We start from the raw sequence: 22,533 nt of genomic DNA on the forward strand, positions 1-22,533 counted from the left end.
CATAGAAATTTTATGGCTATGGAGCATGCCCGATGCCGCTCGACATTCCGCGGACCTTCCGCCACCATGTCTTCTGCTGCGCCCAGCAGCGCCCGCCCGGCCATCCGCGCGGCAGCTGCGCCGCCAAGGGCGCACATCCGCTGTGGCAGCGGCTCGATCAGAAAATCCAGGGCAAGGGTCTCACCGATGTCGGCATGGCGATGACCGGCTGCCTCGGCTTCTGCTCCGCCGGGCCGCTGATGGTGGTGTATCCGGAAGGCATCTGGTACCGACCGGAAACGCCGGAGGACATCGACGAGATCGTCGACTCGCATCTGGTCAACGATGTGCCGGTGGAGCGGCTGGTGATGGTGCTGACTCGGTGAGGTGAGGGAGGTTACGCCTACCAGGCCTGCGGTTGCGGCATTGGGACGCCGGTGCATTTGCCCATAATGTGGGCAGTCCCCGCCATTGCCGTACCGAACATCTCCCATGACCGACGCCGAAACCGCCGACCTGCTGCCCGCCGAGGCCGATTCGGTTCCCTATGCCGTCGGCTGCTTCCTGGGCGCGATCCTGCTGTTCGCGGCGATGGACACGCTCATCAAATTCCTGACCGCCGATTACCCGGTGCCGCAGCTGATGTTCGTGCGCTCGCTGGTCGCCCTCCTGCTGGTGGGCGGCTATACGCTTTGGCGTGGCGGCGGGATTGCGGCAATGCGGACGCAACGGCCGTGGGGGCATGTCTGGCGGGCCTTTGCCGGGCTGATCTCGATGGGCTGCTTCTTCTATGCCTTCCGCGAGCTGCCGCTGGCCGACGTTTATGTCCTGAGCTTTGCAGGACCGCTGTTCATCACCGCACTGTCCGCTCCGCTGCTGGGGGAGCCGGTGGGCTGGCGCCGTTGGGCCGCTGTCGTGGTCGGTTTCGGCGGCGTGGTCGTGATGGCGCAGCCCTCGGCCGGGGCCCCGCTGGTGCCGGTGCTGGTCGGGCTGTGCGCCGCCCTGTTCTATGCACTGGCGGCACTCGCCGTGCGCGGCCTGTCGCGGACGGAGACCAGCGCATCGATCGTGCTCTATCTGCTGCTCACGACGACGGTGGTCAGCGGTGCGCTCGCGGTCCCGGTCTGGACGGCGCCGACGGTCTTCGCCCTCGGGCTGATGGCGCTGGTCGGTGCGATCGGCGCCGGAGCGCAGGTTCTGCTGACCCAGGCCTTCCGCCGCGCGCCGCCGGCGGCGGTGGCGCCCTTCGAATATACCGGCATGGTCTGGGCCAGTCTGTTCGGCTGGCTGGTGTTCGGCGATCTGCCGACCGTGCCGGTGATCGCCGGCGCCATGGTCATCATCGGCAGCGGGCTCTACATCCTGCATCGTGAAACGGTGGTGGCGCGCCGCCGGCTGGGTGCTTGACAGGACAGGGCCGGCGGCGACACTCTCGCCGCCTGTTCAAGGCTGGGGTGCCTGTGCAAAGACCGGATCGGCGGCTGTGCGGGCTGAGACAACACCCATCGAACCTGATCCGGGTCATGCCGGCGAAGGGAGCCGACCGGAACCCGACGGATCGCCTGCAAAACGTCCCGTCTCATCCGCGTCGCCCCGGTGCCGGCGCGTGTTGAGGAGTTTTCGGTCATGCGGCGCGCGCTTTCCCTTCTGATCGGCCTGCTGGCGGCATCGACCTGCCTGTCCCCGGCGGCACGGGCCGACGACACGCTGTCCTTCCCGGTGCTGGTGCCGCTGACCGGATTCCTGTCGCTGGAGGGCACCAGCCAGCGCAACGGCGCCGTCCTGGCACTGAAGCAGACCCCTGCCGGCGTGGCCATCGCATCCGAGATCGTCGACACCGGCACCTCGCCAGAAGCGGCGGTGACGGCGCTGGAACGCGCGGCCGGCGGCGGCACGGTCGGCGCGGTCGCCGCCAGCATGCTCGGCACCCAGATGCTGGCGATGCTGCCGCTGGCGAATGAGCTGAAACTGCCGCTGGTCACCGTGTCGGGCACCGCCTCGATCACCGAGCAGGGCAATCCCTGGGTCTTCCGCTTCTTCCCCGGTGACGCCGTGACCAAGGCCGCCCATGCCCGCTATGTGGTGGAGGAACTGGGCAAGCGCCAGCCGGCGGTCATCTACCAGACCACCGCCTATGGCCAGAGCGGCAAGGCCCATCTCGACGCCGCCTTCAAGGCGCTGGGCGTCACGCCCGTCTTCGAGGAGGGGGTGGACCCGGCGGCCAAGGATCTGCTGCCGGTGCTGACCAAGGCGCTGGCCGCCAACCCCGACGTGCTGGTGCTGCATCTGCATTCCGGCCCGACCGCGCTGCTGCTGCGGCAGGCGGCGTCCGGCGGTGTGACCCTGCCGATCGTCGCCGGTTCCGCCATGCATCAGCCGAGCACCGCCGCCCTGCTGGAACCGGCCGAACTCAAGGGCGTCTGTGCCGAGACCGCGGCCTCGCCGATCTCGGGCGGCACGCCTGAGGTCAAGGCCTTCACCGACGCCTACCGCGCCGCCTTCGGCAAGGAGCCGGACGCCTTCGCGCTCGGCCAGTATGACGGCATGACCATGGTGCTGGAGGCGGTGAAGGCCGGCGCCCGCACGCCCGACGCCATCCGCAAAGCCCTGTCGTCCGAGACCTTCAAGGGCCTCGCCATGACCTACAAGTCCGATGGCAAGGGCAACATGGCCCATTCCGCCGTCATCGTCTGCTATGACGGGACCAGCCGCGTGCCGGCGCTGGTGAAACGGTACGACGACCCGACGCTTGCGGCGAAGTGAGCGGATGGCGGCGCTTCAACTGCTGGTCAACGGGGTGGCGCTGGGTGCCGCCTATGCCCTGGTGGCGCTGGGCTTCGTGCTGGTGCTGAACGCCACCTCGGCGGTGAATTTCGCCCAGGGCGATCTGGTCATGGCCGGCGGGCTGCTGGCGGTGGCGCTGGCGCCGCTGATCCCGCTGCCGGGCATCGCCCTGCTGCCAGCGGTGCTGGTCCTGATGGCGGCGCTCGGACTTGTGCTGGCGCTGGCGGCCTATCTGCCGCTGCGCAGCCGGCCGCCGGTGTCGGTCTTCATCAGCACCATCGCAGTCGGCATCATCCTGCAGAACGGCGCCGCCATCCTGTTCGGGCCGGAGCCGCGCGCCGCACCGCCGCTGTTCGGCGACGACACTCTCCATATCGCCGGGCTTGCGGTTCCCGAGCAGTCGCTCGCCATCGTCGCGGTGGCGGGGCTGCTGATCGGGGTGCAGCAATGGGTGTTCGCCCGCACCCAGTTGGGCCGCCGGCTGCGCGCCACGGCGCAGGACCCGGAGATGGCGCGGGCCTGCGGCGTGCCGGTCACCGCGATGATCCTGGTGACCTTCGCCATCGGGGCCGCCTGCGCCGGAGCGGCCGGGCTGCTGCTGGCCAACCGCTATTTCGTCACGCCGACTTCGGGCGGCGATCTGATTTTGAAAGCCTACATCGCGGTGACGGTCGGGGGCTGGGGCTCCGTGCCGGGGGCGGTGGTCGGGGCTCTGCTGATCGCGCTGTTCGAGGTGGGGGTGTCGTCGGTGCTCTCATATCCGGTGGCGCTGGGGGCCCTGTACCTGACGCTGCTGGCGATTCTGGTGCTGCGCCCGCAAGGTCTGTTCGGCGAAGCGGTGCGACGTCGTGGGTGAGCGATCCCCGTTGCGCATCCCCTTGATAGCAGGCGCCCTCGCCATGCTGGTGTACGCGCTCGCCTTCGCCTCCCCCTACGGCCTGCGCGTTCTGACCGTCGCCGGTGTCTATGCGCTGGCGACCTTCGGCTTCCAGATCGTCTTTGGCCTGGGCGGAGCACTGTCGCTGGCACAGGGGGCCTTTTTCGGTATCGGCGCCTATGTCACCGGCATCCTCGGCAGCCGCTATGGTCTCGGTTTCGAGGCGACCTTCCCGCTGTCGATGCTGGTGCCGCTGCTGCTGGCCCTGCCGGTCGGGCTGGCGGTGCTGCGGCTGGAGTCGCATTACTTCGCGCTGGCGACCCTCGGCATCGCCCAGGTGCTTCATCTGCTGGCGGTCAACCTGCCGGAGCTGACCGGCGGCTCCAACGGGCTGGCCGGGGTGCCGGCGGCGGTGTTGTTCGGCTGGACGGTGCCGCGCGGGCTGCCGATGGCCGGGCTGGTCTGGGGGCTTGTCGCGCTCGGCGGACTGATCGGCTGGCGGCTGGCGCGCGGGCGGCTCGGCCGGTCGCTGACCATGCTGCGCGACGATCCGCTGGCGGCGGCAACGTTGGGGCTGGACGTCGGGCGTCTGCGGCTGGCCGCCTTCGGCATCAGCGCGCTGTTCGCCGGAGCGGCCGGCGCATTGGCCGTGCATACCCAGCGCGTCGTCTCGCCGGAGGTGCTGGAGTTTCCAGTGATGGTCTCCATCCTCACCATCGCCATCGTCGGAGGGCGGGGGCGGATGGCCGGGGCGGTGTTGGGCGCCGTGCTGCTGCTGCATCTGCCGGAATGGTTCCGCTTCCTGGAGCGCGGCTATCTCGTCGTCTATGGCGTCGCCCTGCTGGCGACCGTCGTGCTGGCGCCGGCCGGGCTGACCGGGGTGCTCGACCGTATCGCGGCGCGCCTGTTCGGCCGCAAGCCGCATCCAATCCCGGATGCGCAGGAACCGCCCAGGTCGTCCGATCCGTCGGCTGGTTTGACGGTGGAGGGCTTGCGGAAGTCGTTCGGCGGCGTGGTCGCGGTGGATGGGGTGTCGTTGGACCTGCGGCCGGGCACCATCACCGGGCTGATCGGCCCTAACGGCTCCGGCAAATCCACCGTCATCAACCTGCTGTCAGGGCTGGAGCGGCCGGATGCCGGGCGGGTGCGGCTCGGCGGGCGGGAGGTCACCGGCGCCCGCGCCGACCGGCTGGCCCGCGCCGGGCTGGCCCGCAGCTTCCAGGCCGCGGCACTGCCGACAGGGTCGGGCGTGCTGGAGGCGGTGGCCGCTGCCCGCCTCGCCACCGATCCCGATGCTGCGATGGCCGAGGCGCATGCCCTCTGGGCGCTTGACCGGCTGGGCGTCGGCGGGCTTGCCGGACAGTCCTGCGACGGGCTGCCGGCGGCGGTTCGGCGCCGGGTGGAACTCGCCCGTGCCCTGGTCCGCCGGCCGGCGGTGCTGCTGCTGGACGAACCTGCCGCCGGTCTGACCGACGGCGAAAAGGCTGAATTGGCGTCCCTGCTCCGCAACCTGGCGGGGGAGGGGATGGCGATCCTGCTGGTGGAACATGACATGGGGTTCCTGCTGCCGCTCTCCGGCCGGGTGCTGTGCCTCGACCGTGGGCGAGCGATTTATGACGGTCCGGCCGGCTGCGTGCGCCACGATCCGGCGGTGGCCGCCGCTTACATGGGGCGGGTGGCATCAGCATGAGCGCGCTGCTGTCCATCAGAAACCTGACCGCCGGCTATGGCGGCGCCACGGCGCTCGACGATGTTGCGCTGAGCATCGCGGCCGGTGAGACGGTGGCGCTGCTCGGCGCCAACGGGGCGGGGAAATCGACGCTGCTGAAGGCTCTGCTCGGGCTGGTGCCGGCACAAGGAGAGTTGCGGTTCGACGGTGCCGACCTCGGCGGGCTGGCGACGGAGGCGCGGGTGCGGCGCGGCATCGGCTATGTGCCGGAAGGGCGGCGGGTCTTTCCCGGCATGAGCGTCCGCGACAATCTGGAGGTCGCCGGCCTGCCTGCCGCCCGCGACCGCGCGCAGGATGTCGAGCGCGTCTTCGCCCTGTTCCCTGACCTTGTGGGCAAGAGCGGGGAAAGTGCGTGGCGGCTGTCCGGCGGCCAGCAGCAGATGCTGAGCCTTGGGCGCGCGCTGATGGGCCGGCCGCGTCTGCTTCTTCTGGATGAGCCGTCGCTCGGCCTGTCGCCCAGGCTGTCCGACGAGCTGTTCGCAGCCGTCCGCCGCATCGCCGCCACCGGCACCGCCGTGCTGCTGGCGGAGCAGAGTGCCGCCCGCGCCCTGGCGGTTGCCCCGCGCGCCGTGCTGTTGCGGCTCGGCCGTGTCATCGGCGATGGGCCGGTGGAGTCACTGTCTGAGCAGGCGCTGCGCGAAGCATTCTTCGGTGGTTAGCACAAATCCCCTGCGTGTCCTGTGCAACAGGTGTCGGCCTCCTGCAACAGGACGGGCGGTTGGGCTTGCGGACGGGGGCAGGCGCGGATAGCTTCGCCGCCACAACCATCTATGGACTACCTCGTCATGACCGCCCGCTTCGCCGCATCGCTGTCCGCGCTTCTCCTGCTGGGGGTGGCGTCGGCTCCGGCGATGGCCGAACTGGTGCCGGTGCAGCCGACGATTCCTCCCGCCGCCTATTACGGCCTGCCCGAACCGGAGGCCGAGATCGTCGTTCCCGGCGGTCCGGTGCAGGACGCGAAACCTGGCAATACGCCGGCCAATCCGTCCGCATCCGCCCCCGCTCCCGCCAAGCCCGACGGGCCGGGCGAACTGATCGAGAGCTGGGACGGCGGAGCCGCCAAGAAGAAGGACGGCAGCTTCGCCTATTGCGTGGTGGAGGGGGAATTCACCTCCGGACATGTGCTTATGTTCGCCCGCAGCCCGAAGGGCGAGACCAACATCGGTATCGGCATTCCCGGCGCCGACCTGCCCAAGGGCGGCGAATGGCCGGTGACCATCGAGGTCGACAAGAAGCTGAAGCGGGAACGCACCGCCGTCGCCTCCCAGCCTGACATGCTGGTGGTCTCCAACGGCAAGGACGAGGATCTGGTCAACGCCCTGATGGCCGGTAACGAACTGGTGGTGTCGTCGGCCAGCGACCGCATCGTCTTCAAGCTGGCCGGCACCAAGAAGGTGCTGGCCGACCTGCGGACATGCGTCGACAAGGGCGGCAACGTCCCGCCGATCAAGGTCGCCGCCGGCCGCCCGGCGGAGAAGGACAGAAAGAACCGCCTGCCGGAAGGGCTGGACAGCCTGCTGACCGCCGCCGGTGTCCATGACGCTGAACTGGTGCCGATGGACAATGTCCCGCAGGACCGCCGCCCGGCCGATGTCGCCTGGCGTTTCGGCCCCATCGTCGGCGGCATCCGCGAACGCGCGGTGGGCGAGGGCGCCAAGATCGACGAGCTGTCCGACAGCTTCGCCGATGCGATGAAGCAGCGCTGCGAAGGCACGCCGACCGTCACGCTGAACCAGCCCGAGCAGGCGGGTTCGGTCTGGCTGCGCACGGGATCGGTCGATTGCGCGATGTCGCAGGGCAAGCTGCACGTCACACTCAATTTCCTGCTGTCGCAGCGTCGGCTGTTCACCGTGATCTTCCACGAGGCCGGCGAACAGGATGTTGTGCTGGCCGACAAGGTGCGTGACAACCTCGCCCAGGTGCTGCGCCGTGCCGGTGTCGCTCCGGCACCCGCCGCCACGGATGTGGCCCCTGCCCAGCCGGCTCCTGCTCAGTCTGCACCCACGCCGGCTGCTCCGGGGCCAGCCGCACAGACCCCGGCCGCCCAGGCGCCTGCACCGGCCCCCGCCGCGCCGCCGGCAACCCCGGCCGCACCTCCTCCGGCGACGGTGAAGCCGCAATCGAAGCCGCAGCCGTCGAAGCCCTGACGGAACTCACGCTCTTCCGGCCCATTGTCCCTAGACGGAAGAGCCATCAATCAGCGTGATCATGCCTGACAATTCCGCCTCCATCGACGGCGTGGGCGACAACGCCCGCGCCGGAAGCGATCCCTATGCGGCGCTCGATGCGTCCGCCGCCACCACCCTCTCCGAGCGCTGGAGCGTGCGCAACAGCGCGCTTGCCGTGGTTGCGCTCGCAGCACTGGTCGGTGGCATGGTCGGGCTGGTGGTCGGGCTCCTGCATGAATCGGTGCTGCTGATGCAGGCGCTGGCCTTCGATCTGCCTGACGGCGAGCGGCTGGGGCAGGGCGTGCCCGACCTGCTGCGGACGCTTGCCGTACCGATGGTCGGCGGGCTGCTGCTGGGTATCCTGTCGGTGCTGGTGCGGCGCTGGCGCCCCAACGCCATCGTCGACGCGGTGGAGGCGAATGCGCTCTACGGCGGCAAGATGTCTTTGATCGACAGCCTGCGGCTGACGGTGACGACCGCCCTGTCCAACGCCTCAGGGGCTTCGGTCGGCATGGAGGCGGCCTATACCCAGGCCGGCGCCGGGCTCGCTTCCACGCTGGGGCAGCGTTTGCGGCTGCGCCGGGCCGATCTGCGCACCTTGGTCGGTTGCGGGGCGGCGGCGGCCATCGCCGCCGCCTACCATGCGCCGCTGGCCGGGGCCTTCTATGCCTTTGAACTGGTTCTCGGCGGCTACACGCTGGCGGTGCTGGCCCCGGTCGGGGCGGCGGCGGCGCTGGGGGTGGCGGCCTCGGCCCTGCTGACCGGCGGCGAGGTGCCGCTGGCGCTCGGCCGGCCGGTGGAGATCGCCGGTTGGGATTATGCCGCCTGCGGCGTCGTCGGCTTCCTGGCCGGCTGGCTCAGCATCCTCGCCATGCAGGCGGTGACGGTGGCGGAGCGCGGCTTCAGCCGCCTGCCGGTTCCGCGCTGGATGCGCCCTGCCATCGGCGGGCTGACGGTCGGTGGACTGGCGCTGGCGGTGCCGGCGGTGATGGGCAGCGGCCCCGGCGCGGTGCCGCCGGAACTGGCCGGTGGTGCTCTGGCGCTGGCCCTGACCCTGGTGGCGAAGATTCTGGCGTCGGCCCTGTCTCTGGGGTCCGGCTTCCGCGGCGGCCTGTTCAGTGCCTCGCTGTTCATCGGCGGGCTGTTCGGCGGCCTGCTCGGGCAGATGACCTCCATGGTTCTGCCGGGGCTTGGGGTCGACAGCGGCCTGCTGCTGCTGGTCGGCATGGGGTCTGTCGCCGCCGGCATCGTCGGTGCGCCGGTGACCATGGTGCTGCTGGTGCTGGAGACAACGCAGGATCTGTGGGCGGCGTCGGGCGTGCTGATCGGGGTCGTTCTGTCGACCACCGTGGTTCGGCAGGCCTTCGGCTACTCTTTCGCCACCTGGCGTTTCCACCTGCGTGGCGTGCCGATCCGCGGCGCTTACGACATCGGCTGGCTGTCGGAGCTGACGGCTTTCCGGCTGATGCGCCGCGACGCAAAGACCGTGCCTGCCACCCTGACGGTGGAGGCGCTGCGCCGCCTCTACCCGCTGGGGTCGACCAAGGCGGTCTTCGCCGTGGACGAGACGGGCCGCTATGCCGGTCTGGTCGACATGTCGCTGATCCACGATCCCGACCAGGACGCCGCCGCGACCGAGACGCGCGTGGGATCGCTTGCCTGCAAGGCCGACGCGGTGCTGATGCCCGGCGACGATGCCCGCACCGTGCTGAACCGTTTCGGCAGTGAGGAGGTGGAGGCCTTGCCGGTGCTGTCCTCCCCCACCGATCGCCGGATCATCGGCTATGTGACGGAGTCCTTCGCGCTTCGCCGCTATTCCCAGGCGCTGGAACGCCAGCGTGGCGAGGATCTGGGCGAGCGGGGGCTCTGGGGCCGGGACTGACCCGGCGGGAAAAAGGCGACGCCGGTTCCTGGGCTGGAACCGGCGTCGCCGTTATCACTTCGCGTTTCGATTACTGCTGGGTGCCGGTCTGGCCCGTGGTGCCGGTCGTGCCGGCCGGCGTGGTGGTGTCGCCGGGCATCGTGTTGCCGGTCGTCCCGCCGGTCGTGCCCGTGGTACCGGTGGTGTTTCCGGTGCGGGTGCTGCCGGAGGTCGCCTGACCGTTGCCGTTGAGGTTCAGGGCGGTCATCGTCTGCTGATCGGCGCGGCCGGTGGCGCGCAGGCCGTTGTCGCGCTGGAACTTCATCAGGGCGCTACGGGTGCTGGCGCCCCAGACGCCGTCGACGGTGATGTCGCGGCCGTCATTGCGGTCGTTCAGCGCCTGCTGGAGTTCGCGCACCTGCTCGTGGCTCAGCTTGGTGTTGGAGGCCATGCTGCCGGAATGGTTGGCAGACGACCGGCGCGTGGAGCTGCCCGAGGTCTCGTCGCGCACTTCGGCGGTGGCGCGGTCGGTCACGCGGTCGGTTTTCTTGCTGAGGCTTTCGTCCATGCTGTTGCCGGCGACCGCGCCGCCGACACCGCCGACCACCGCACCGACCGGGCCGCCGACGACGGCGCCGGCGACCGCACCCGAACCGGCGCCGGTGGCGGTCCGCGAGGTTTCCGTGCTGCCGCACGCGCTGAGCGCGAACAGGGCGCCGGCCGCGGTGGCGGTCATGACGATCTTCGAAATCCCACGCATGGTTGCCATCCTTCTCGATTACGATTCGATGTTGGCGACCCGCCGCCCGGTGCGGCCTGTACTGTCCTGCCGCACGGCAAGCGACAGCTGGGTCATGTGATGAACAATCAGCAGCGGGCCCTCTTGTTCCCTGGCATCGCCCCGGGATTTTCCGCCGGCGCCCTTTACCATGGCGCAAACGGAGCCTCGGCCGGAGTAATACTCGGCCGACGCCCCGCACTGTTCGCCGGACATGTGGCGGAGTGGGACCGTACCGTCCGGTTGCGGTTGCCGGGACCTTCGATAACGGGTTGGTTCCCACAGCCCTCCCGAGAAGGGCTTAACGCTTTTCCCCTTCTGCGCCGCGTTGGAAGGATTCTCCCATCGCGTTGGACAGCCGGCCGGCGGAATTGACCATGATCGGGTTACATCCGTCGTGGCTGTGCCGGACCTGCGGTGGTCCTGCGCTTCCGCGATTCGTCTGCTGACATCAAGGCAGGAGAGGCAAGGGCTGAATGCAGCACCGTCAGGCACGCGACGCACGGCTCGATCTTTTCAAGGGCGTGGCCCTTCTCATCATCTTCATCAACCATGTCGGGGGAAATCCGCTGGCCAAGCTGATGCCCGCCCGCTTCGGCCCGTCGGATTCGGCCGAGATCTTCGTCTTCATCTCCGGCTATGCCATCGCACTGGCCTACGGCCCGGTTCTGGCGGAGCGCGGATTCGTGGCCTGCCAGCGCAAGGCGCTCGACCGCTGCCGGCAGCTGTGGGTGGCGAATATCCTGACCATGCTGGTCAGCGCGCTGGTGGTGGCCTTCGCGGTCCATATCGGCGACCTGCCGATGGCGGCGTCGAATCGCCTGCAAAGCTTCGCGCCGCTGTTCGACACGCCGGTCACCGCGATGGCATGGCATCTGGTGCTGCTGTATCTGCCCTTCGCCTTCGATATCCTGGCGCTTTACATCCTGCTGGTGGCGGCGGCGCCGCTGTTCCTCTGGACCTATGCCCGCTTCGGCTATGCGGCGATCGTGCTGTCGGTCCTGCTCTATCTGGTCGCCCAGGCGGCCCCGGGGCTGGTGCCGCCCAATTTGTGGGATGAGGACTGGAACTTCAGCCCGCTGGCCTGGCAGTGCGTGTTCTTCCTCGGTACCGGTCTGGCGCTGGTGGTGCGCGGTGGCCGGGTGCGGCTGCCGCAGTCACGCTGGCTGCTGGCGGTTGCGCTGGCTCTGCTGGGCGGCATGGCGGTGTGGAAGTTCGCGGCCTCCGACATCGGCCAGGCCCTGGCGCCCGCGGCGTTGCGGGACTGGCTGCCGGAGGAGACAATTCCCTGGGCCGACAAGGACACACTGGGGCCGATGCGGCTCCTGCATTTCCTGGCGCTGGCCTGTGCGGCGGCGCTGCTGGTGCCGCGCGATGCGGCGTGGCTGCGCTCCGCCCCCGCCCGGCTGCTGGTTGCCTGCGGCCGGCATTCATTGCCGGTCTTCTGCGTCGGCGTGGTTCTGTCCATCGCCGGTTCCGCCCTGCTGGTGGCGGAGGATGGCGCCCTGATGGTGCTGGCGGTCAATCTGGCCGGAATCGCCGTCCTGTTGGCCCTGGCTCTGGTTCTGGAGCGGCGCCGGACCCGACGTCAGCCGTCGAAGCCTTCCGTCCCGCCGACGGCAATGCCTGAAACACCATGAGACCTGAGAGCAGCTACGGCCGGGCTTCTTGAATCCTGCGCCGGGTGAGCGCATAATTTGAAGATGCAAGTCAACCCGGCCATACCGTCGTCCTACCAGACGCTGAAGCCAACCCCGCAGCTGACGCCCGCGGCGCAGATCGCCATGTCCCCGGCGGTACAGGCGGCCCAGCAGACGGCGCCCGCGGTGCGGACTCAGACGGCCGTGGCCCCGCAGGCAGCCGGCAAATCCGACGAGACCCGGGATGGCCGCACCGCCACCCAGGGCAAACAGTCCATCGACACCACCGCCGGCGCGCTTGGTGCCCGGGTGAATGCCCAAGGCTATCAACAGCGCGGTTCCCTGTTGAATCTTTCGGTCTGACTGGGCATCAGCCTGACAGTCCGCGCACGGCGCCTTCAAAAACCGGTCTCGAAAGCAAAAGGGCCTCTCTCCATCCGGAGAGAGGCCCTTTTCCCATAAATGCTGTCCGGACCGTTACTTCAGCTCGTCCATCGTGTCGATGACGTGACTGACGATGCCGTATTCCTTGGCCTCGTCGGCCAGCATCCAATAGTTGCGGTCCGTGTCCTTGGCGACCTTGTCGAACGGCTGCCCGGTCTCACGCGCGATGATCTTGTTCAGACGCTCGCGCATGCGGATGATTTCCTTCGCCTCGATGGCGATGTCCGTCGCCCGGCCGCCCGTTCCGCCAAGCGGCTGGTGGATCAGGAATCGGGTGTTGGGCAGGCAGAACCGGTCTTCCTTGTTCGCCGCCAGATAGATGTGGCAGCCGGCGCTGGCGACCCAGCCGGTACCCAGCATCTTCACCCGCGGCTTGATGAAGCGGATCATGTCGTGGATGGTGTCGCCCGCCTCGACATGCCCGCCCGGCGAGTTGACCACGACGGTGATGTCGTCGTCGCTCTCATGCGCGAGCGCCAGCAGCTGGGCCGACACGACCTGTGCCAGCTTCATGTCGATCTGACCGAAGATCAGGACCGTGCGCGCCTTGAACAGGCTCTGCTGCACGGCGGCGAATTGCGGCTGGGCGCTTTCCTTCGACTTCTCGTCCGGTTCCTTTTCGGGTTCGTCGTCGAACCGGGTGTATCCGACCTGCGCCATTGATGTTCTTCTCCCTGGTATCGGAAGCGGGGGTATCGGAAGCGGGGTACCGGGACCGGGATGCGATGCCGGAGGAATGCCCCGGCCGCCGTCCCGCTGCCGCATGCGCCTTGCCTGCTTCACCACATAGCCCGTCCGGGCTTCATGTTCAACGTCCGGCGGGCCAAAATCGATGGTGCCGATTGCGCATCGGGGGCCGGACCGCCACACTCCCCCGCCGAACGGCAAAAGCGGCGGGGCAGGGAGTGCGGCGGAATGTCCGAAGGCGGTGTGAAGCAGGGCGTGTCGGTCATCATCGCTGCCCACCGTGCCCATGACACCATCGTCCGGGCGGTGCGAAGCCTGCTGGATCAGGACTGGATGGCGTGGGAGGCGGTGATCGTCAGCGATGACGGCACCGATTATCGCCCGACGCTGCTGGCCGCCGGGATCGATGACCCGCGGCTGGTCTTCACCGGCACCGGCCGGGTGGGAGCCGGGGCGCCCGCCGCGCGCAATGCCGGCTTGGCGGCGGCTCGCCTCGGGCTGGTGGCGCCGCTGGACGCCGACGACCGTTTCCGTCCCGGCCGGCTGTCCGCGCTTGCGCCGCTGGCGCTGGCCGCTGGCGCCGCCTTCGACAATGTCGCCGTGGTACGCGACGAGGATGATTCGCCCCTGTTGAGGCTCTATCAGGAGGAACAGGCCCCGGCCCTGCTGGATGGCGAGGGCTTCGTCGCAACCTCGGTGCCGATGTTCCCGGTGGTGCGGCGTGATCTGGTGCCGGGCTGGGACGAGGATGTGAATTTCTGTGACGATGTGGTCTTCAATGTCCGGGTGCTCGACGGCACCGGCCCGGTGCCGCTGGTGGCGACGCCCTTCTATGAATACCGCCAGCGCGCCGGCTCCATCACCTTCTCCGCCGACAGCGGCGAGCGGGCGGAGCGCTGCTACCGCCATGTGCTGGATCGGCTGGCCGGCGACGGGCTCGGCATCCGCGACGACTTCTTGCGTGACGCCTTCGCCCGGTCCATCGCTGCCAAGCGCGCCCGCAACGCCGCCTATGAAGAGGCTTTCAAGGCGGGCCGCTGCGCCAATTTCCAGGAGTTCCTGGCGTTGGAGGGAGCCTTGGACGGGACGTCGGGGGAGGGGTAAAACCCGTAAAAGGCCAAGCTCCTGCTGGCTTTGCTTTACCATTCTGTGTCAGTTTCGATGCGTCGCACATCGCCGGACCGGACACGGGTATCAGTCCATGAACGCCCCGACCTGCTGCCTCGCCCGCATCCCCGCCAATGGAAAGTTCTGGCTGAAGAACGCGCGCGTTCACGATGGATTATGCGACATCCGGATCGAGAATGGCCGGGTCCGCGCCCTGGTGCCGGCCGGCGAATCGCCGTGCTGCGCGCCTGGACTGGATCTTGACGGTGGCGAGGTGCGGCGGATGGACGGTGATGTCCCGGTGATGGCCGGCGATCCGGCGGATCTGTTGGTGACGCTGTGCGGCGGCCGAACGGTGCCGATGCGCGCGGGAAAGCTGGAGACCGTGACGCCGCAGGAGACCGACGGGCGTCGAAATGTGGCAGTATTGGACGGTTCGGGGCGCTGAACCTTCTCGACTCCGGATGTGAACTGAACGATATAGTTCAGTTTGGCCGCTGCCCCTGTCGGTTGCACTGCGGCAAACCGAAACCCGTCCGGATCCCGGTCCCATGCGCCATACGCTCCGCATTGCTGCACTCCTCGTCCTGGCGGCGCTCGCCGGCGGGGCCTACTGGTATTTCGTGAAGCAGGGCGGGACCGTTGCCGGGCTGACCGCGATGGTGAATGGCCTCCTCTCCGGTGGCGCGCAGGCTCAAGGAGGCGCCTCCGGGGGCGCCAAGCCGCCGGGCGGCGCCCCGCCGATGCCGGTGGAGGCCGCCCAGGTCCGCGTCGGCACGGTCGAGCGGACGGTGACCGCCGTCGGCTCGCTGCTGTCCAACGAATCGGTGGTCGTCCGGCCCGAGATCGCCGGCCGCATCAGCGAGATCGCCTTCAAGGAGGGCCAGCGCGTCGCCAAGGGCACGGTGCTGGTCCGACTGGACGACGCCATCGCCCGCGCCACCCTGGCCCAGGCGCAGGCGAGCATCGCCTTCTCCCGTGCCGAGCTGTCGCGCGCCGACCAGCTGGTCCGCCAGAACACCGGTCCGTTGCGCAACCGCGAACAGGCATCGGCCAAGCTTCTGGCCGACGAGGCGGCGGTGCAGCTGGCCAAGGCGCAGCTCGACAAGCAGGTCATCACCGCCCCCTTCGACGGGGTGCTGGGCCTGCGCAAGGCGTCGGTCGGCGATTTCGTCCAGGCCGGAAAGGACATCGTCAACCTGGAGGACATCGACACGCTGAAGCTGGACTTCCGCGTACCGGAGATGTTCCTGCCGGCGGTGAAGGTCGGCCAGACGGTGAAGGTGGCGGTGGACGCCTTCGGCGGGCGCAGTTTCGACGGAACCGTCTATGCCATCGACCCGCTGGTCGATGTGAACGGCCGTGCTCTGGCGATCCGTGCCCGCGTGCCGAATCCCGACGGCTTGCTGCGCCCCGGCCTGTTCGCCCGCGTGTCGCTGACGCTGACCACGGTGCCGGACGCGGTGCTGATCCCCGAACAGGCCATCGTCGCCTTCGGCAAGGACCAGTTCGTCTTCAAGGTGGTGGACGGCAAGGTGGCGCAGACCCGCGTGACGCTCGGTGAACGCCGCAACGCCGAGGTGGAGATCGCCAAGGGCCTCGCCCCCGGCGACATGGTGGTCACCGCCGGCCAGTTGAAGATCCGCGACGGCGTGCCGGTGACGGTGCTGCCTGCCAAGCCGGCCCCCAGCCCATCGTCGGGGAGCTGACGCCATGGTCCTGTCCGACATTTCCGTCCGCCGTCCCGTCCTGGCGACGGTGATGAGCCTCGCCCTGATGCTGATCGGCATCGTGTCGTACCAGCGCCTGTCGGTCCGCGAATATCCCAAGATCGATGAGCCGGTCGTCACCGTGGAGACGACCTACAAGGGCGCCTCGGCCCAGATCATCGAAAGCCAGGTCACCCAGACGCTGGAGGACAGCCTCGCTGGCATCGAGGGCATCGACGTGATGTCCTCGATCAGCCGGGCGGAGAAGTCGCAGATCACCCTGCGCTTCCGGCTGGACCGCAACGTCGATGTGGCGGCCAGCGACGTGCGCGACCGGGTGGGTCGCGTCCGCGCACAGCTTCCCAGCGAGATCGACGAGCCGGTGATCGCCAAGGTGGAGGCCGACGCCCAGCCGATCATCTATCTCGCCTTCTCCTCCGACCGGCATTCGCCGCTGGAGGTGACCGATTTCGCTGACCGCTACGTCAAGGACCGGTTGCAGAACCTGCCCGGCGTCGCCCAGGTCCGCATCTTCGGCGAGCGGCGCTTCGCCATGCGGCTGTGGCTCGACCCGCAGCGGATGGCCGCCTACCGGGTGACGCCGCAGGATGTCGAGACCGCGCTGCGCCGGCAGAATGTCGAGATTCCGGCCGGTCGCGTCGAAAGCGTGGCGCGCGAGTTCACCGTGGTGTCGGAAACCGACCTGCGCAGCCCGCCGGAGTTCGAGAACATCATCCTGCGCGACGATGCGGGATATCTGGTGCGGCTGCGCGATGTGGGGCGGGCCGAGCTGGGCGCGTTGGACGAGCGGGTCAGCGCCCGCTTCAACGGCCGCGGCGCCGTCGCCATCGGCGTGGTGAAGCAATCCACCGCCAACCCGCTGGACGTGTCGAAGGCGGTCAATGACGCCCTGCCCAAGATCCGCGCGGCCGTCCCCGAGGGCATGGGGGTGGATGTCGGTTATGACAGCTCCGTCTTCATCGCCAAGTCGATCGACGCGGTGTTCCACACCATCTTCGAAGCGATCGTCCTGGTCGTTCTGGTCATCTTCTTCTTCCTGCGCTCGCTGCGGGCGACGCTGGTGCCGCTGGTGACCATTCCTGTGTCGCTGATCGGCGGCTTCGCCCTGATGTACGCCTTCGGCTTCTCGATCAACACGCTGACCCTGCTGTCGATGGTGCTGGCGATCGGCCTGGTCGTCGACGACGCCATCGTCATGCTGGAGAACATCTTCCGCTACGTGGAAGAGGGCATGAGCCCCTTCCAGGCGGCGCTTAAGGGATCGCGGGAGATCGGTTTCGCCGTCATCGCCATGACCATCACCCTGGCGGCGGTCTATGCGCCGATCGGCTTCATGACCGGCCGCACCGGGCGGCTGTTCACCGAATTCGCGCTGACGCTGGCCGGTGCGGTGATCGTGTCCGGTTTCGTGGCACTGACCCTGTCGCCGATGATGTGCTCCAAGCTGCTGAAGCACGAGACCAAGCACGGGCTGCTCTACCGCGCCATCGAACGCTTCCTGGAGGGGATGACCAACGGCTACCGCCGTCTGCTGCGCCTGTCGCTGCGGGCGCGGCCGCTGGTGCTGCTGATCGGTGTCGGCGTCGCCGCCGCCAGCTATTTCCTGTTCACCGGCCTGAAGTCGGAGCTGTCGCCGGTCGAGGATCGCGGCACCATCGTCGGCATCGCCATCGCGCCGGAAGGCTCCACGCTCGACTACACCATGGGCTACGCCCAGCGGATGGAGGCGCTGTTCCGCCAGATTCCGGTGCTGGAGAAGTTCTTCGTCGTCGTCGGCTTCCCGGTGGTGAACCAGGGCATCGCCTTCGTCCGGCTGATCGACTGGGACGAGCGCGAGGTGAAGCAGCAGGCGATCACCGCCCAGCTGTTCCCCAAGATGTTCGGCATCCCCGGCATCCTCGGCTTCGTCACCAACCCGCCGTCGCTGGGTCAGAGCCCGATCGACAAGCCGGTGAACTTCGTCATCCAGACCTCTCTGCCCTTCGAGGAATTGCAGGCGATGGTCAACGCCATGATGGCGGAGGCGCGCAACTTCCCCGGCCTGACCAACCTCGACACCGACCTGAAGCTGAACAAGCCGGAATTGCGGGTCTCGCTGGACCGCGACAAGGCAGCCGATCTGGGGGTGGATGTCGACACTGTCGGCCGCACGCTGGAAACCCTGCTGGGCGGCCGGCAGGTGACGCGCTTCAAGAAGGACGGCAAGCAGTATGACGTGATCGTCCAGGTCGCCAACGTCGACCGCCGCAATCCCGACGACATCGCCGGCATCTATGTCCGCGGCGGCACCAGCGCCACCGGCGGAGCGGGGCAGATGATCTCGCTTGCCAATCTGGTGAAGGTCGAGGAGCGGGTGGCGCCGAAGGAGCTGAACCACTTCAACAAGCTGCGCTCCGCCACCATCACCGCGACGCTGGCGCCGGGAACCTCGCTGGGCGAGGCGCTGGCGGTGATGCAGGCTGCGGCGAACAAGGTGCTGCCGGCCACCGCCCAGACCGACTATGCCGGGCAGAGCCGCGAGTTCCGCGAATCGGCCACCGGGCTCTATTTCGTCTTCATCCTGGCGCTGGCCTTCATCTATCTGGTGCTGGCGGCGCAGTTCGAGAGCTTCATCGATCCCTTCGTCATCATGCTGACGGTGCCGCTGTCGATGACCGGCGCGCTGGCCGCCCTACAAATGAGCGGCGGGACGATGAACGTCTACAGCCAGATCGGCCTCGTCACCCTGGTCGGCCTGATCACCAAGCACGGCATCCTGATCGTGGAGTTCGCCAACCAGCTCCAGCGCGCCGGGACCGACATCCGCAAGGCGGTGGAGGAGGCGGCCGTGCTGCGCCTGCGCCCGATCCTGATGACCACCGGCGCCATGGTGCTGGGTGCGGTGCCGCTCGCCTACGCCAAGGGGGCGGGGGCGGAAAGCCGGCAGGCCATCGGTGCGGTCATCGTCGGAGGCATGACACTGGGCACGTTGCTGACTCTGTTCGTCGTGCCGACGGTTTACAGCTATCTTGCCCGCAAGAAGCCGATGCAGGATGAGGCCGTGGAGGCGGCCGATGGGCAGGCCCATGGCATGCCCCATCCCGCTGAGTAGGAGGGGGACCGGCGCCATGGCAAGCGTGCTGATCATCGATGACGACGATGTCGCCCGTGCGGTTCTGCTGCGCACGCTGACGATGGCCGGCCATGAGGCGGTCGGCGCCCGCGACGGGCTGGAGGGGATGGAGCGGTTCCGCGACCGCCCGGCCGACAGTCCGCTCGACCTCGTCATCACCGACATCTTCATGCCGAACCAGGAAGGGCTGGCGACGATCATGGAACTGCGGCGTGGCGCGCCGTCGCTGAAGATCATTGCGATTTCCGGCGGCGGCGCCCGCGCCTCGCTGGACGTCCTGCCGGTCGCGGAGGCGCTGGGCGCGCACCGCACGCTGCGCAAACCCTTCACCCCGACCGAGGTGATGGAGGTCGTGCGCTCGGTTCTGGAAGGGTGAGGCGCCTGTGTCCCAAATCGCGAAGCGCCGCTTTCCAGGGAAAGCGGCGCTTCGCAGAAAGGGGTTCAGCCGAAGGTTTCTGACCGGGTCTTGTTCGACGCCCGCGTGGGGGTGTCTGCGACGCCTGGGTCAGTATGGCCGCTGGTCAGGCGGCGAGCCGTTCTTCCTGTACTCGGCGGCTCCGGCGCAGGCGCTCGAAAAGCTGCTGGACACTGTCGGGGCTGATCCCGTCGCGTGCCATGACGGCGATCACGATCGGATCTTCGAGCAGTTCGGAAAGGGTCGGCGTCGTGTTGCGGTCCATGCGTCCCTCCCTTGGTGTCCGGCCTCCGGGTGCCGTTGCCGTCCCTGAAGGGGGATCGGCGGACGGTCGAAGCCGGCAATGGCGATTGGCCTAATCCCTGCTGCGCGCTCGTCTCGGCTTTCGGTGTCCGGATAGCCTCCGGGGATATACCCCCTTCGGTCCGGATTGTGGGTCTGAAATACAATATGGCGACCATAACTCAGACAAGGTGGTATTGTCACCCGTCCTTTTGTCAACAGCCGCTATATCTTTGTGTATTGCAGTATTAAGGCGGTCGCGCGTCGCGATCGGGCGTTCACGCCTGCCCTGGCCGTGCCCGTGTCAGGCTGGCGCCAATCGAAGGATCGCCCGAGTCGGCAGCGGGAATCGTAACCTCGACCTGCACCTGCCGCACTTTTGCGTGGGAAAGGCAAAGATCCGCGGCACGGTCTGCCAAATAATCGGCGCCAGATACATTGGATTCGCCGCAAAGACGACGCAAGTCTTCGACAATATCCTCGTAAGACATCACCGCGGCGATGTCATCGGGAAAGCCGGGTCCGGGATGGGTGACCGTCAACGTCAGGTCGAAGCGGACCTCCGGCCGGTCGGTGCGGCCGGCGAGCGCCACCGTGGCGGCGAAACCGCGCACCAGGATGGTGTAGGTGAGCGGTGCGCCGCCCGGCTGGACCAGCATGGTCCTTTTCACGCTATCGTCCGACAACACACTCTCCCGGCCGGCGCGCGGGCGCCGGCGTTGCGTTCAGGCCGGCACTATAAGCGGTGCGGCGCCCGCATGCCACCGCAAGCCCGATCCCAGCGTTCCGGCTTCAAAGCGTCTCGGCGACGCGGACGACGGTCTCTCGGCCGGGCACCTCGCCGCACAGCGCGTCGATCCGCCGGTTCAGCACCGGGTGGACGATGTCGGCGGCGATGTCGGCCAGCGGGCAGAGGACGAAGGCGCGCTCGGCCATGCGGGGATGGGGGACTTCCAGTTCCGGCTCCGCCACCACGCGGTCGGCATAGAGCAGGATGTCGACGTCGATGGGGCGCGGGCCGAAGCGCAGGCCGCCCAGATCGCGGCCCAGCGACTCCTCGATCCCCTTCAGGAAGCGCAGCAGTGCCGCCGGCTCCAGGCGGGTGGTGCCGCGCACCGCCATGTTCAGGAAGGCCGGCTGGTCGGTCACATACATCGGCGCCGTCTCGTACAGGGCGGACTGCGCGTCGATCTTCACCGCCTCGCCCAGCCGGCGGATCGCCTCCGCCAGATTGGCGGCACGGTCGCCGAGGTTGCCGCCGAGCGCGAGATAGACCGTCGCGGCTGCCGATGATGAGGGCGAAGGGGGGGGCGTAAGCTCGGCCATGGCGTCGGCGGTCCCGATATGCTGGTATGGGTTGGGGACGGAACTCCTAGCAAATCCGGGCCCGCCCGTCATGCAATCCGTCCCTGCCTGGCCGCCCTTTCGGACCGTCCCGGCCCCTTCGGGAACGGACGGGCAGCGGTGGGGTTTCAGCACTGTATCAACCGGTTGAGAAGAACCCGGCGATGACACGATATTCTGGTGGAGGACGAGAGATGGGCCGTGGCAAGGGCAAGGTTCGGACGGTGGTCGCGGTGGCGATCCTTTTCGGCGGCACCGCCGGCATCCTTGCCGGCTGCGCCACCGGCCCCGACCCGGAGATTGCGCGCAGGGCCCAGACCGCCATGGTGGGCATGCCAAAGGCCGACCTGCTGGCCTGCGCCGGCGTGCCGGACCGGCAGGCGACGGCGGCGGGGCGCGAATACTACACCTATGTCGCACACCCGGCGGTGGCCTACAGCCCCGGCAGCAGCATCGGCATCGGGGCCGGCAGCTTCGGCGGCAGTGGCGGGGTGGGACTCGGTCTCGGCTTCGGCGTGCCGGTCGGCGGCAGCACATCGCCGGGATGCGAGGCGACGATGGTGATCGGCCCACGCGGCACGGTGGAGCAGGTCAGCTACCCGGCCGGCGCCTCGCTGTCCGCCTGCACGCCGATCGTCAGCACCTGCATGGCACCGCGCGGGTGAGGATGCCGGCGGAACGGGCTTCGTGCGGATAAGACTTTGAGATGAGGCGGCCGGGGCTGTCGCCGCGCCCGGTTATGCCATATTCTCAACCGCAACCCCGGCCGCAAAGCCGGGGAAGCGACGCCCGCCAAGGGCCGCATAAGGGTTGCCATAAGGGTTGCCATAAGGGTTGGAGGAACCACGAACCATGGATATGAGCGGAAGCCACCGGATCGAGGCCAGCCGAGAGGCGGTTTGGGCGGCGCTGAACGATCCGGAAATCCTGCGCCAGTGCATTCCCGGCTGCGAGGAGGTGGTTCGGCAATCCGACACCGAGATGACGGCCCGGGTCGTCGCCAAGGTCGGCCCGGTCAGCGCCAAATTCGCCGGTAAGGTGACCCTGTCGGACCTGGATCCGCCCAACGGCTATACCATCACCGGCGAAGGGTCGGGCGGGGCCGCCGGCTTCGGCAAGGGCGGCGCCACCGTGGCGCTGTCCGACGATGGCGGCGCCACCCTGCTGACCTACACCGCCAAGGCCCAGGTCGGCGGCAAGCTGGCGCAGATCGGCTCGCGGCTGGTCGACGCCACCGCCCGCAAGATGGCGGAGGAGTTCTTCGCCCGCTTCACCCAGATCGTCGGCCCGGCCCCCGCTGAAGACGTGTCCGCAGAAGCAACTTCGGCGGAAGCGCCGGTGGCGAGCGGAACAGCCGCCGTCGCGCCCCGGCCTGCGACCCGTGTTGCGGAGCCGCCGCCGGAGATTCCGTTGCCGCTGCCGGTCGGGCGCGGGACGGGGAGCGGCGGGAGCAATTTCTACGTGCCGTGGGCAGCACTTCTTGTGGTTGTGGTTCTGCTCGCATCGCTTGCCTGGATGAATTAGCGTGGCAAATTGTTCATTGGTCGTACGGCTGCATCAAAGGGATTTGACACCCTTTCGGAATGTGTATGCTGC

Annotated in this window: 22 protein-coding genes and 1 riboswitch; of the genes, 17 read left to right on the top strand and 5 right to left on the bottom strand. The window is 68.4% G+C overall.

The genetic code is table 11. The features are described from left to right. The first annotated feature begins 32 nt into the window (after positions 1–32). The 8 genes from E6C72_RS17025 to E6C72_RS17060 all read left to right on the top strand — a co-directional run bounded on the left by E6C72_RS17025 (position 33) and on the right by E6C72_RS17060 (position 9,419). Positions 33–365 carry a ferredoxin gene (locus tag E6C72_RS17025; protein WP_109086903.1) on the top strand — a complete coding sequence of 111 codons (333 nt, stop codon included), beginning with the start codon at positions 33–35 and terminating at the stop codon, positions 363–365. 106 nt (positions 366–471) lie between these two features. Further along, a complete protein-coding gene (locus E6C72_RS17030; protein WP_109086904.1) occupies positions 472–1,386 on the top strand; it encodes a DMT family transporter in 915 nt (304 codons plus the stop codon). A gap of 33 nt (positions 1,387–1,419) precedes the next feature. Continuing rightward, positions 1,420–1,534, top strand: a riboswitch (TPP riboswitch). 71 nt (positions 1,535–1,605) lie between these two features. Next, on the top strand, positions 1,606–2,742 hold the full coding sequence (locus E6C72_RS17035; protein ID WP_109086905.1) for an ABC transporter substrate-binding protein: 1,137 nt from the start codon (positions 1,606–1,608) through the stop codon (positions 2,740–2,742). A 4-nt stretch (positions 2,743–2,746) separates the two neighbouring features. After that, positions 2,747–3,619 (top strand): branched-chain amino acid ABC transporter permease, encoded by an 873-nt coding sequence (locus E6C72_RS17040; RefSeq protein WP_109086906.1) that lies wholly within the window; start codon positions 2,747–2,749, stop codon positions 3,617–3,619. Positions 3,620–3,662: 43 nt separating this feature from the next. Continuing rightward, positions 3,663–5,330 (top strand): ATP-binding cassette domain-containing protein, encoded by a 1,668-nt coding sequence (locus tag E6C72_RS17045; protein ID WP_109086907.1) that lies wholly within the window; start codon positions 3,663–3,665, stop codon positions 5,328–5,330. Further along, positions 5,327–6,028 (top strand): ABC transporter ATP-binding protein, encoded by a 702-nt coding sequence (locus E6C72_RS17050; RefSeq protein ID WP_109086908.1) that lies wholly within the window; start codon positions 5,327–5,329, stop codon positions 6,026–6,028. Before E6C72_RS17045 ends, E6C72_RS17050 begins: the two co-directional genes overlap by 4 nt. A gap of 126 nt (positions 6,029–6,154) precedes the next feature. Continuing rightward, complete coding sequence (locus tag E6C72_RS17055; RefSeq protein ID WP_109086909.1) at positions 6,155–7,516, top strand: hypothetical protein; 1,362 nt, start codon at positions 6,155–6,157, stop codon at positions 7,514–7,516. 61 nt (positions 7,517–7,577) lie between these two features. Next, complete coding sequence (locus tag E6C72_RS17060) at positions 7,578–9,419, top strand: chloride channel protein (RefSeq protein WP_109086910.1); 1,842 nt, start codon at positions 7,578–7,580, stop codon at positions 9,417–9,419. 70 nt (positions 9,420–9,489) lie between these two features. Here E6C72_RS17060 and E6C72_RS17065 read toward each other — a convergent pair whose 3' ends face one another. Continuing rightward, the gene (locus E6C72_RS17065) at positions 9,490–10,158 is read right to left on the bottom strand and encodes a peptidoglycan-binding domain-containing protein (RefSeq protein ID WP_109086911.1); all 669 of its coding nucleotides are present in this window, start codon (positions 10,156–10,158) and stop codon (positions 9,490–9,492) included. Positions 10,159–10,652: 494 nt separating this feature from the next. On the opposite strand from E6C72_RS17065, the gene E6C72_RS17070 reads away from it, so the two are divergent. Then, entirely contained in the window at positions 10,653–11,816 is a 1,164-nt protein-coding gene (locus E6C72_RS17070) for an OpgC family protein (protein WP_109086913.1), read from the top strand. 63 nt (positions 11,817–11,879) lie between these two features. Beyond that, positions 11,880–12,179 (top strand): hypothetical protein, encoded by a 300-nt coding sequence (locus tag E6C72_RS17075; protein WP_109086914.1) that lies wholly within the window; start codon positions 11,880–11,882, stop codon positions 12,177–12,179. A 114-nt stretch (positions 12,180–12,293) separates the two neighbouring features. Here the strand turns inward: E6C72_RS17075 and E6C72_RS17080 are convergent, their stop codons facing one another. Then, positions 12,294–12,920, bottom strand: coding sequence for an ATP-dependent Clp protease proteolytic subunit (locus tag E6C72_RS17080; protein WP_109086915.1), 627 nt, complete (start codon positions 12,918–12,920; stop codon positions 12,294–12,296). A gap of 255 nt (positions 12,921–13,175) precedes the next feature. Between E6C72_RS17080 and E6C72_RS17085 the strand changes: the two genes are divergently transcribed. From E6C72_RS17085 to E6C72_RS17105, 5 genes are all read left to right on the top strand, one after another. Further along, positions 13,176–14,051 (top strand): glycosyltransferase, encoded by an 876-nt coding sequence (locus tag E6C72_RS17085; protein ID WP_247875830.1) that lies wholly within the window; start codon positions 13,176–13,178, stop codon positions 14,049–14,051. 97 nt (positions 14,052–14,148) lie between these two features. Beyond that, on the top strand, positions 14,149–14,502 hold the full coding sequence (locus E6C72_RS17090) for a hypothetical protein (protein WP_247875831.1): 354 nt from the start codon (positions 14,149–14,151) through the stop codon (positions 14,500–14,502). 103 nt (positions 14,503–14,605) lie between these two features. Continuing rightward, the gene (locus E6C72_RS17095) at positions 14,606–15,763 is read left to right on the top strand and encodes an efflux RND transporter periplasmic adaptor subunit (RefSeq protein ID WP_109086916.1); all 1,158 of its coding nucleotides are present in this window, start codon (positions 14,606–14,608) and stop codon (positions 15,761–15,763) included. Between the two features lie 4 nt (positions 15,764–15,767). Continuing rightward, entirely contained in the window at positions 15,768–18,875 is a 3,108-nt protein-coding gene (locus E6C72_RS17100) for an efflux RND transporter permease subunit (RefSeq protein ID WP_109086917.1), read from the top strand. 16 nt (positions 18,876–18,891) lie between these two features. Further along, positions 18,892–19,272, top strand: coding sequence for a response regulator (locus E6C72_RS17105; protein ID WP_109086918.1), 381 nt, complete (start codon positions 18,892–18,894; stop codon positions 19,270–19,272). A gap of 145 nt (positions 19,273–19,417) precedes the next feature. Here E6C72_RS17105 and E6C72_RS31805 read toward each other — a convergent pair whose 3' ends face one another. From E6C72_RS31805 to folK, 3 genes are all read right to left on the bottom strand, one after another. Continuing rightward, positions 19,418–19,576, bottom strand: coding sequence for a hypothetical protein (locus E6C72_RS31805; protein WP_169055215.1), 159 nt, complete (start codon positions 19,574–19,576; stop codon positions 19,418–19,420). A gap of 295 nt (positions 19,577–19,871) precedes the next feature. Then, positions 19,872–20,252: a dihydroneopterin aldolase gene (locus tag E6C72_RS17110; RefSeq protein WP_109086919.1), complete on the bottom strand. Its 381-nt coding sequence runs from the start codon at positions 20,250–20,252 to the stop codon at positions 19,872–19,874. A gap of 133 nt (positions 20,253–20,385) precedes the next feature. Further along, a complete protein-coding gene (gene folK, locus E6C72_RS17115) occupies positions 20,386–20,919 on the bottom strand; it encodes a 2-amino-4-hydroxy-6-hydroxymethyldihydropteridine diphosphokinase (protein ID WP_109086920.1) in 534 nt (177 codons plus the stop codon). A 212-nt stretch (positions 20,920–21,131) separates the two neighbouring features. On the opposite strand from folK, the gene E6C72_RS17120 reads away from it, so the two are divergent. Together E6C72_RS17120 and E6C72_RS17125 are read left to right on the top strand one after the other, a co-directional pair. Continuing rightward, positions 21,132–21,602: a hypothetical protein gene (locus tag E6C72_RS17120; RefSeq protein ID WP_109086921.1), complete on the top strand. Its 471-nt coding sequence runs from the start codon at positions 21,132–21,134 to the stop codon at positions 21,600–21,602. A 187-nt stretch (positions 21,603–21,789) separates the two neighbouring features. Continuing rightward, on the top strand, positions 21,790–22,461 hold the full coding sequence (locus E6C72_RS17125) for a carbon monoxide dehydrogenase subunit G (protein ID WP_109086922.1): 672 nt from the start codon (positions 21,790–21,792) through the stop codon (positions 22,459–22,461). Positions 22,462–22,533: the final 72 nt, after the last annotated feature.

The sequence above is a fragment of the Azospirillum sp. TSH100 genome, assembly GCF_004923295.1.
Classification (GTDB): Bacteria; Pseudomonadota; Alphaproteobacteria; order Azospirillales; family Azospirillaceae; genus Azospirillum.

Coding starts and splice junctions, on each gene's coding strand:
- E6C72_RS17025 (WP_109086903.1), top strand. CDS start 33: ATGCCGCTCGACATTCCGCGGACCTTCCGCCACCATGTCTTCTGCTGC.
- E6C72_RS17030 (WP_109086904.1), top strand. CDS start 472: ATGACCGACGCCGAAACCGCCGACCTGCTGCCCGCCGAGGCCGATTCG.
- E6C72_RS17035 (WP_109086905.1), top strand. CDS start 1,606: ATGCGGCGCGCGCTTTCCCTTCTGATCGGCCTGCTGGCGGCATCGACC.
- E6C72_RS17040 (WP_109086906.1), top strand. CDS start 2,747: ATGGCGGCGCTTCAACTGCTGGTCAACGGGGTGGCGCTGGGTGCCGCC.
- E6C72_RS17045 (WP_109086907.1), top strand. CDS start 3,663: ATGCTGGTGTACGCGCTCGCCTTCGCCTCCCCCTACGGCCTGCGCGTT.
- E6C72_RS17050 (WP_109086908.1), top strand. CDS start 5,327: ATGAGCGCGCTGCTGTCCATCAGAAACCTGACCGCCGGCTATGGCGGC.
- E6C72_RS17055 (WP_109086909.1), top strand. CDS start 6,155: ATGACCGCCCGCTTCGCCGCATCGCTGTCCGCGCTTCTCCTGCTGGGG.
- E6C72_RS17060 (WP_109086910.1), top strand. CDS start 7,578: ATGCCTGACAATTCCGCCTCCATCGACGGCGTGGGCGACAACGCCCGC.
- E6C72_RS17065 (WP_109086911.1), bottom strand. CDS start 10,158: ATGCGTGGGATTTCGAAGATCGTCATGACCGCCACCGCGGCCGGCGCC.
- E6C72_RS17070 (WP_109086913.1), top strand. CDS start 10,653: ATGCAGCACCGTCAGGCACGCGACGCACGGCTCGATCTTTTCAAGGGC.
- E6C72_RS17075 (WP_109086914.1), top strand. CDS start 11,880: ATGCAAGTCAACCCGGCCATACCGTCGTCCTACCAGACGCTGAAGCCA.
- E6C72_RS17080 (WP_109086915.1), bottom strand. CDS start 12,920: ATGGCGCAGGTCGGATACACCCGGTTCGACGACGAACCCGAAAAGGAA.
- E6C72_RS17085 (WP_247875830.1), top strand. CDS start 13,176: ATGTCCGAAGGCGGTGTGAAGCAGGGCGTGTCGGTCATCATCGCTGCC.
- E6C72_RS17090 (WP_247875831.1), top strand. CDS start 14,149: ATGAACGCCCCGACCTGCTGCCTCGCCCGCATCCCCGCCAATGGAAAG.
- E6C72_RS17095 (WP_109086916.1), top strand. CDS start 14,606: ATGCGCCATACGCTCCGCATTGCTGCACTCCTCGTCCTGGCGGCGCTC.
- E6C72_RS17100 (WP_109086917.1), top strand. CDS start 15,768: ATGGTCCTGTCCGACATTTCCGTCCGCCGTCCCGTCCTGGCGACGGTG.
- E6C72_RS17105 (WP_109086918.1), top strand. CDS start 18,892: ATGGCAAGCGTGCTGATCATCGATGACGACGATGTCGCCCGTGCGGTT.
- E6C72_RS31805 (WP_169055215.1), bottom strand. CDS start 19,576: ATGGACCGCAACACGACGCCGACCCTTTCCGAACTGCTCGAAGATCCG.
- E6C72_RS17110 (WP_109086919.1), bottom strand. CDS start 20,252: ATGCTGGTCCAGCCGGGCGGCGCACCGCTCACCTACACCATCCTGGTG.
- folK (WP_109086920.1), bottom strand. CDS start 20,919: ATGGCCGAGCTTACGCCCCCCCCTTCGCCCTCATCATCGGCAGCCGCG.
- E6C72_RS17120 (WP_109086921.1), top strand. CDS start 21,132: ATGGGCCGTGGCAAGGGCAAGGTTCGGACGGTGGTCGCGGTGGCGATC.
- E6C72_RS17125 (WP_109086922.1), top strand. CDS start 21,790: ATGGATATGAGCGGAAGCCACCGGATCGAGGCCAGCCGAGAGGCGGTT.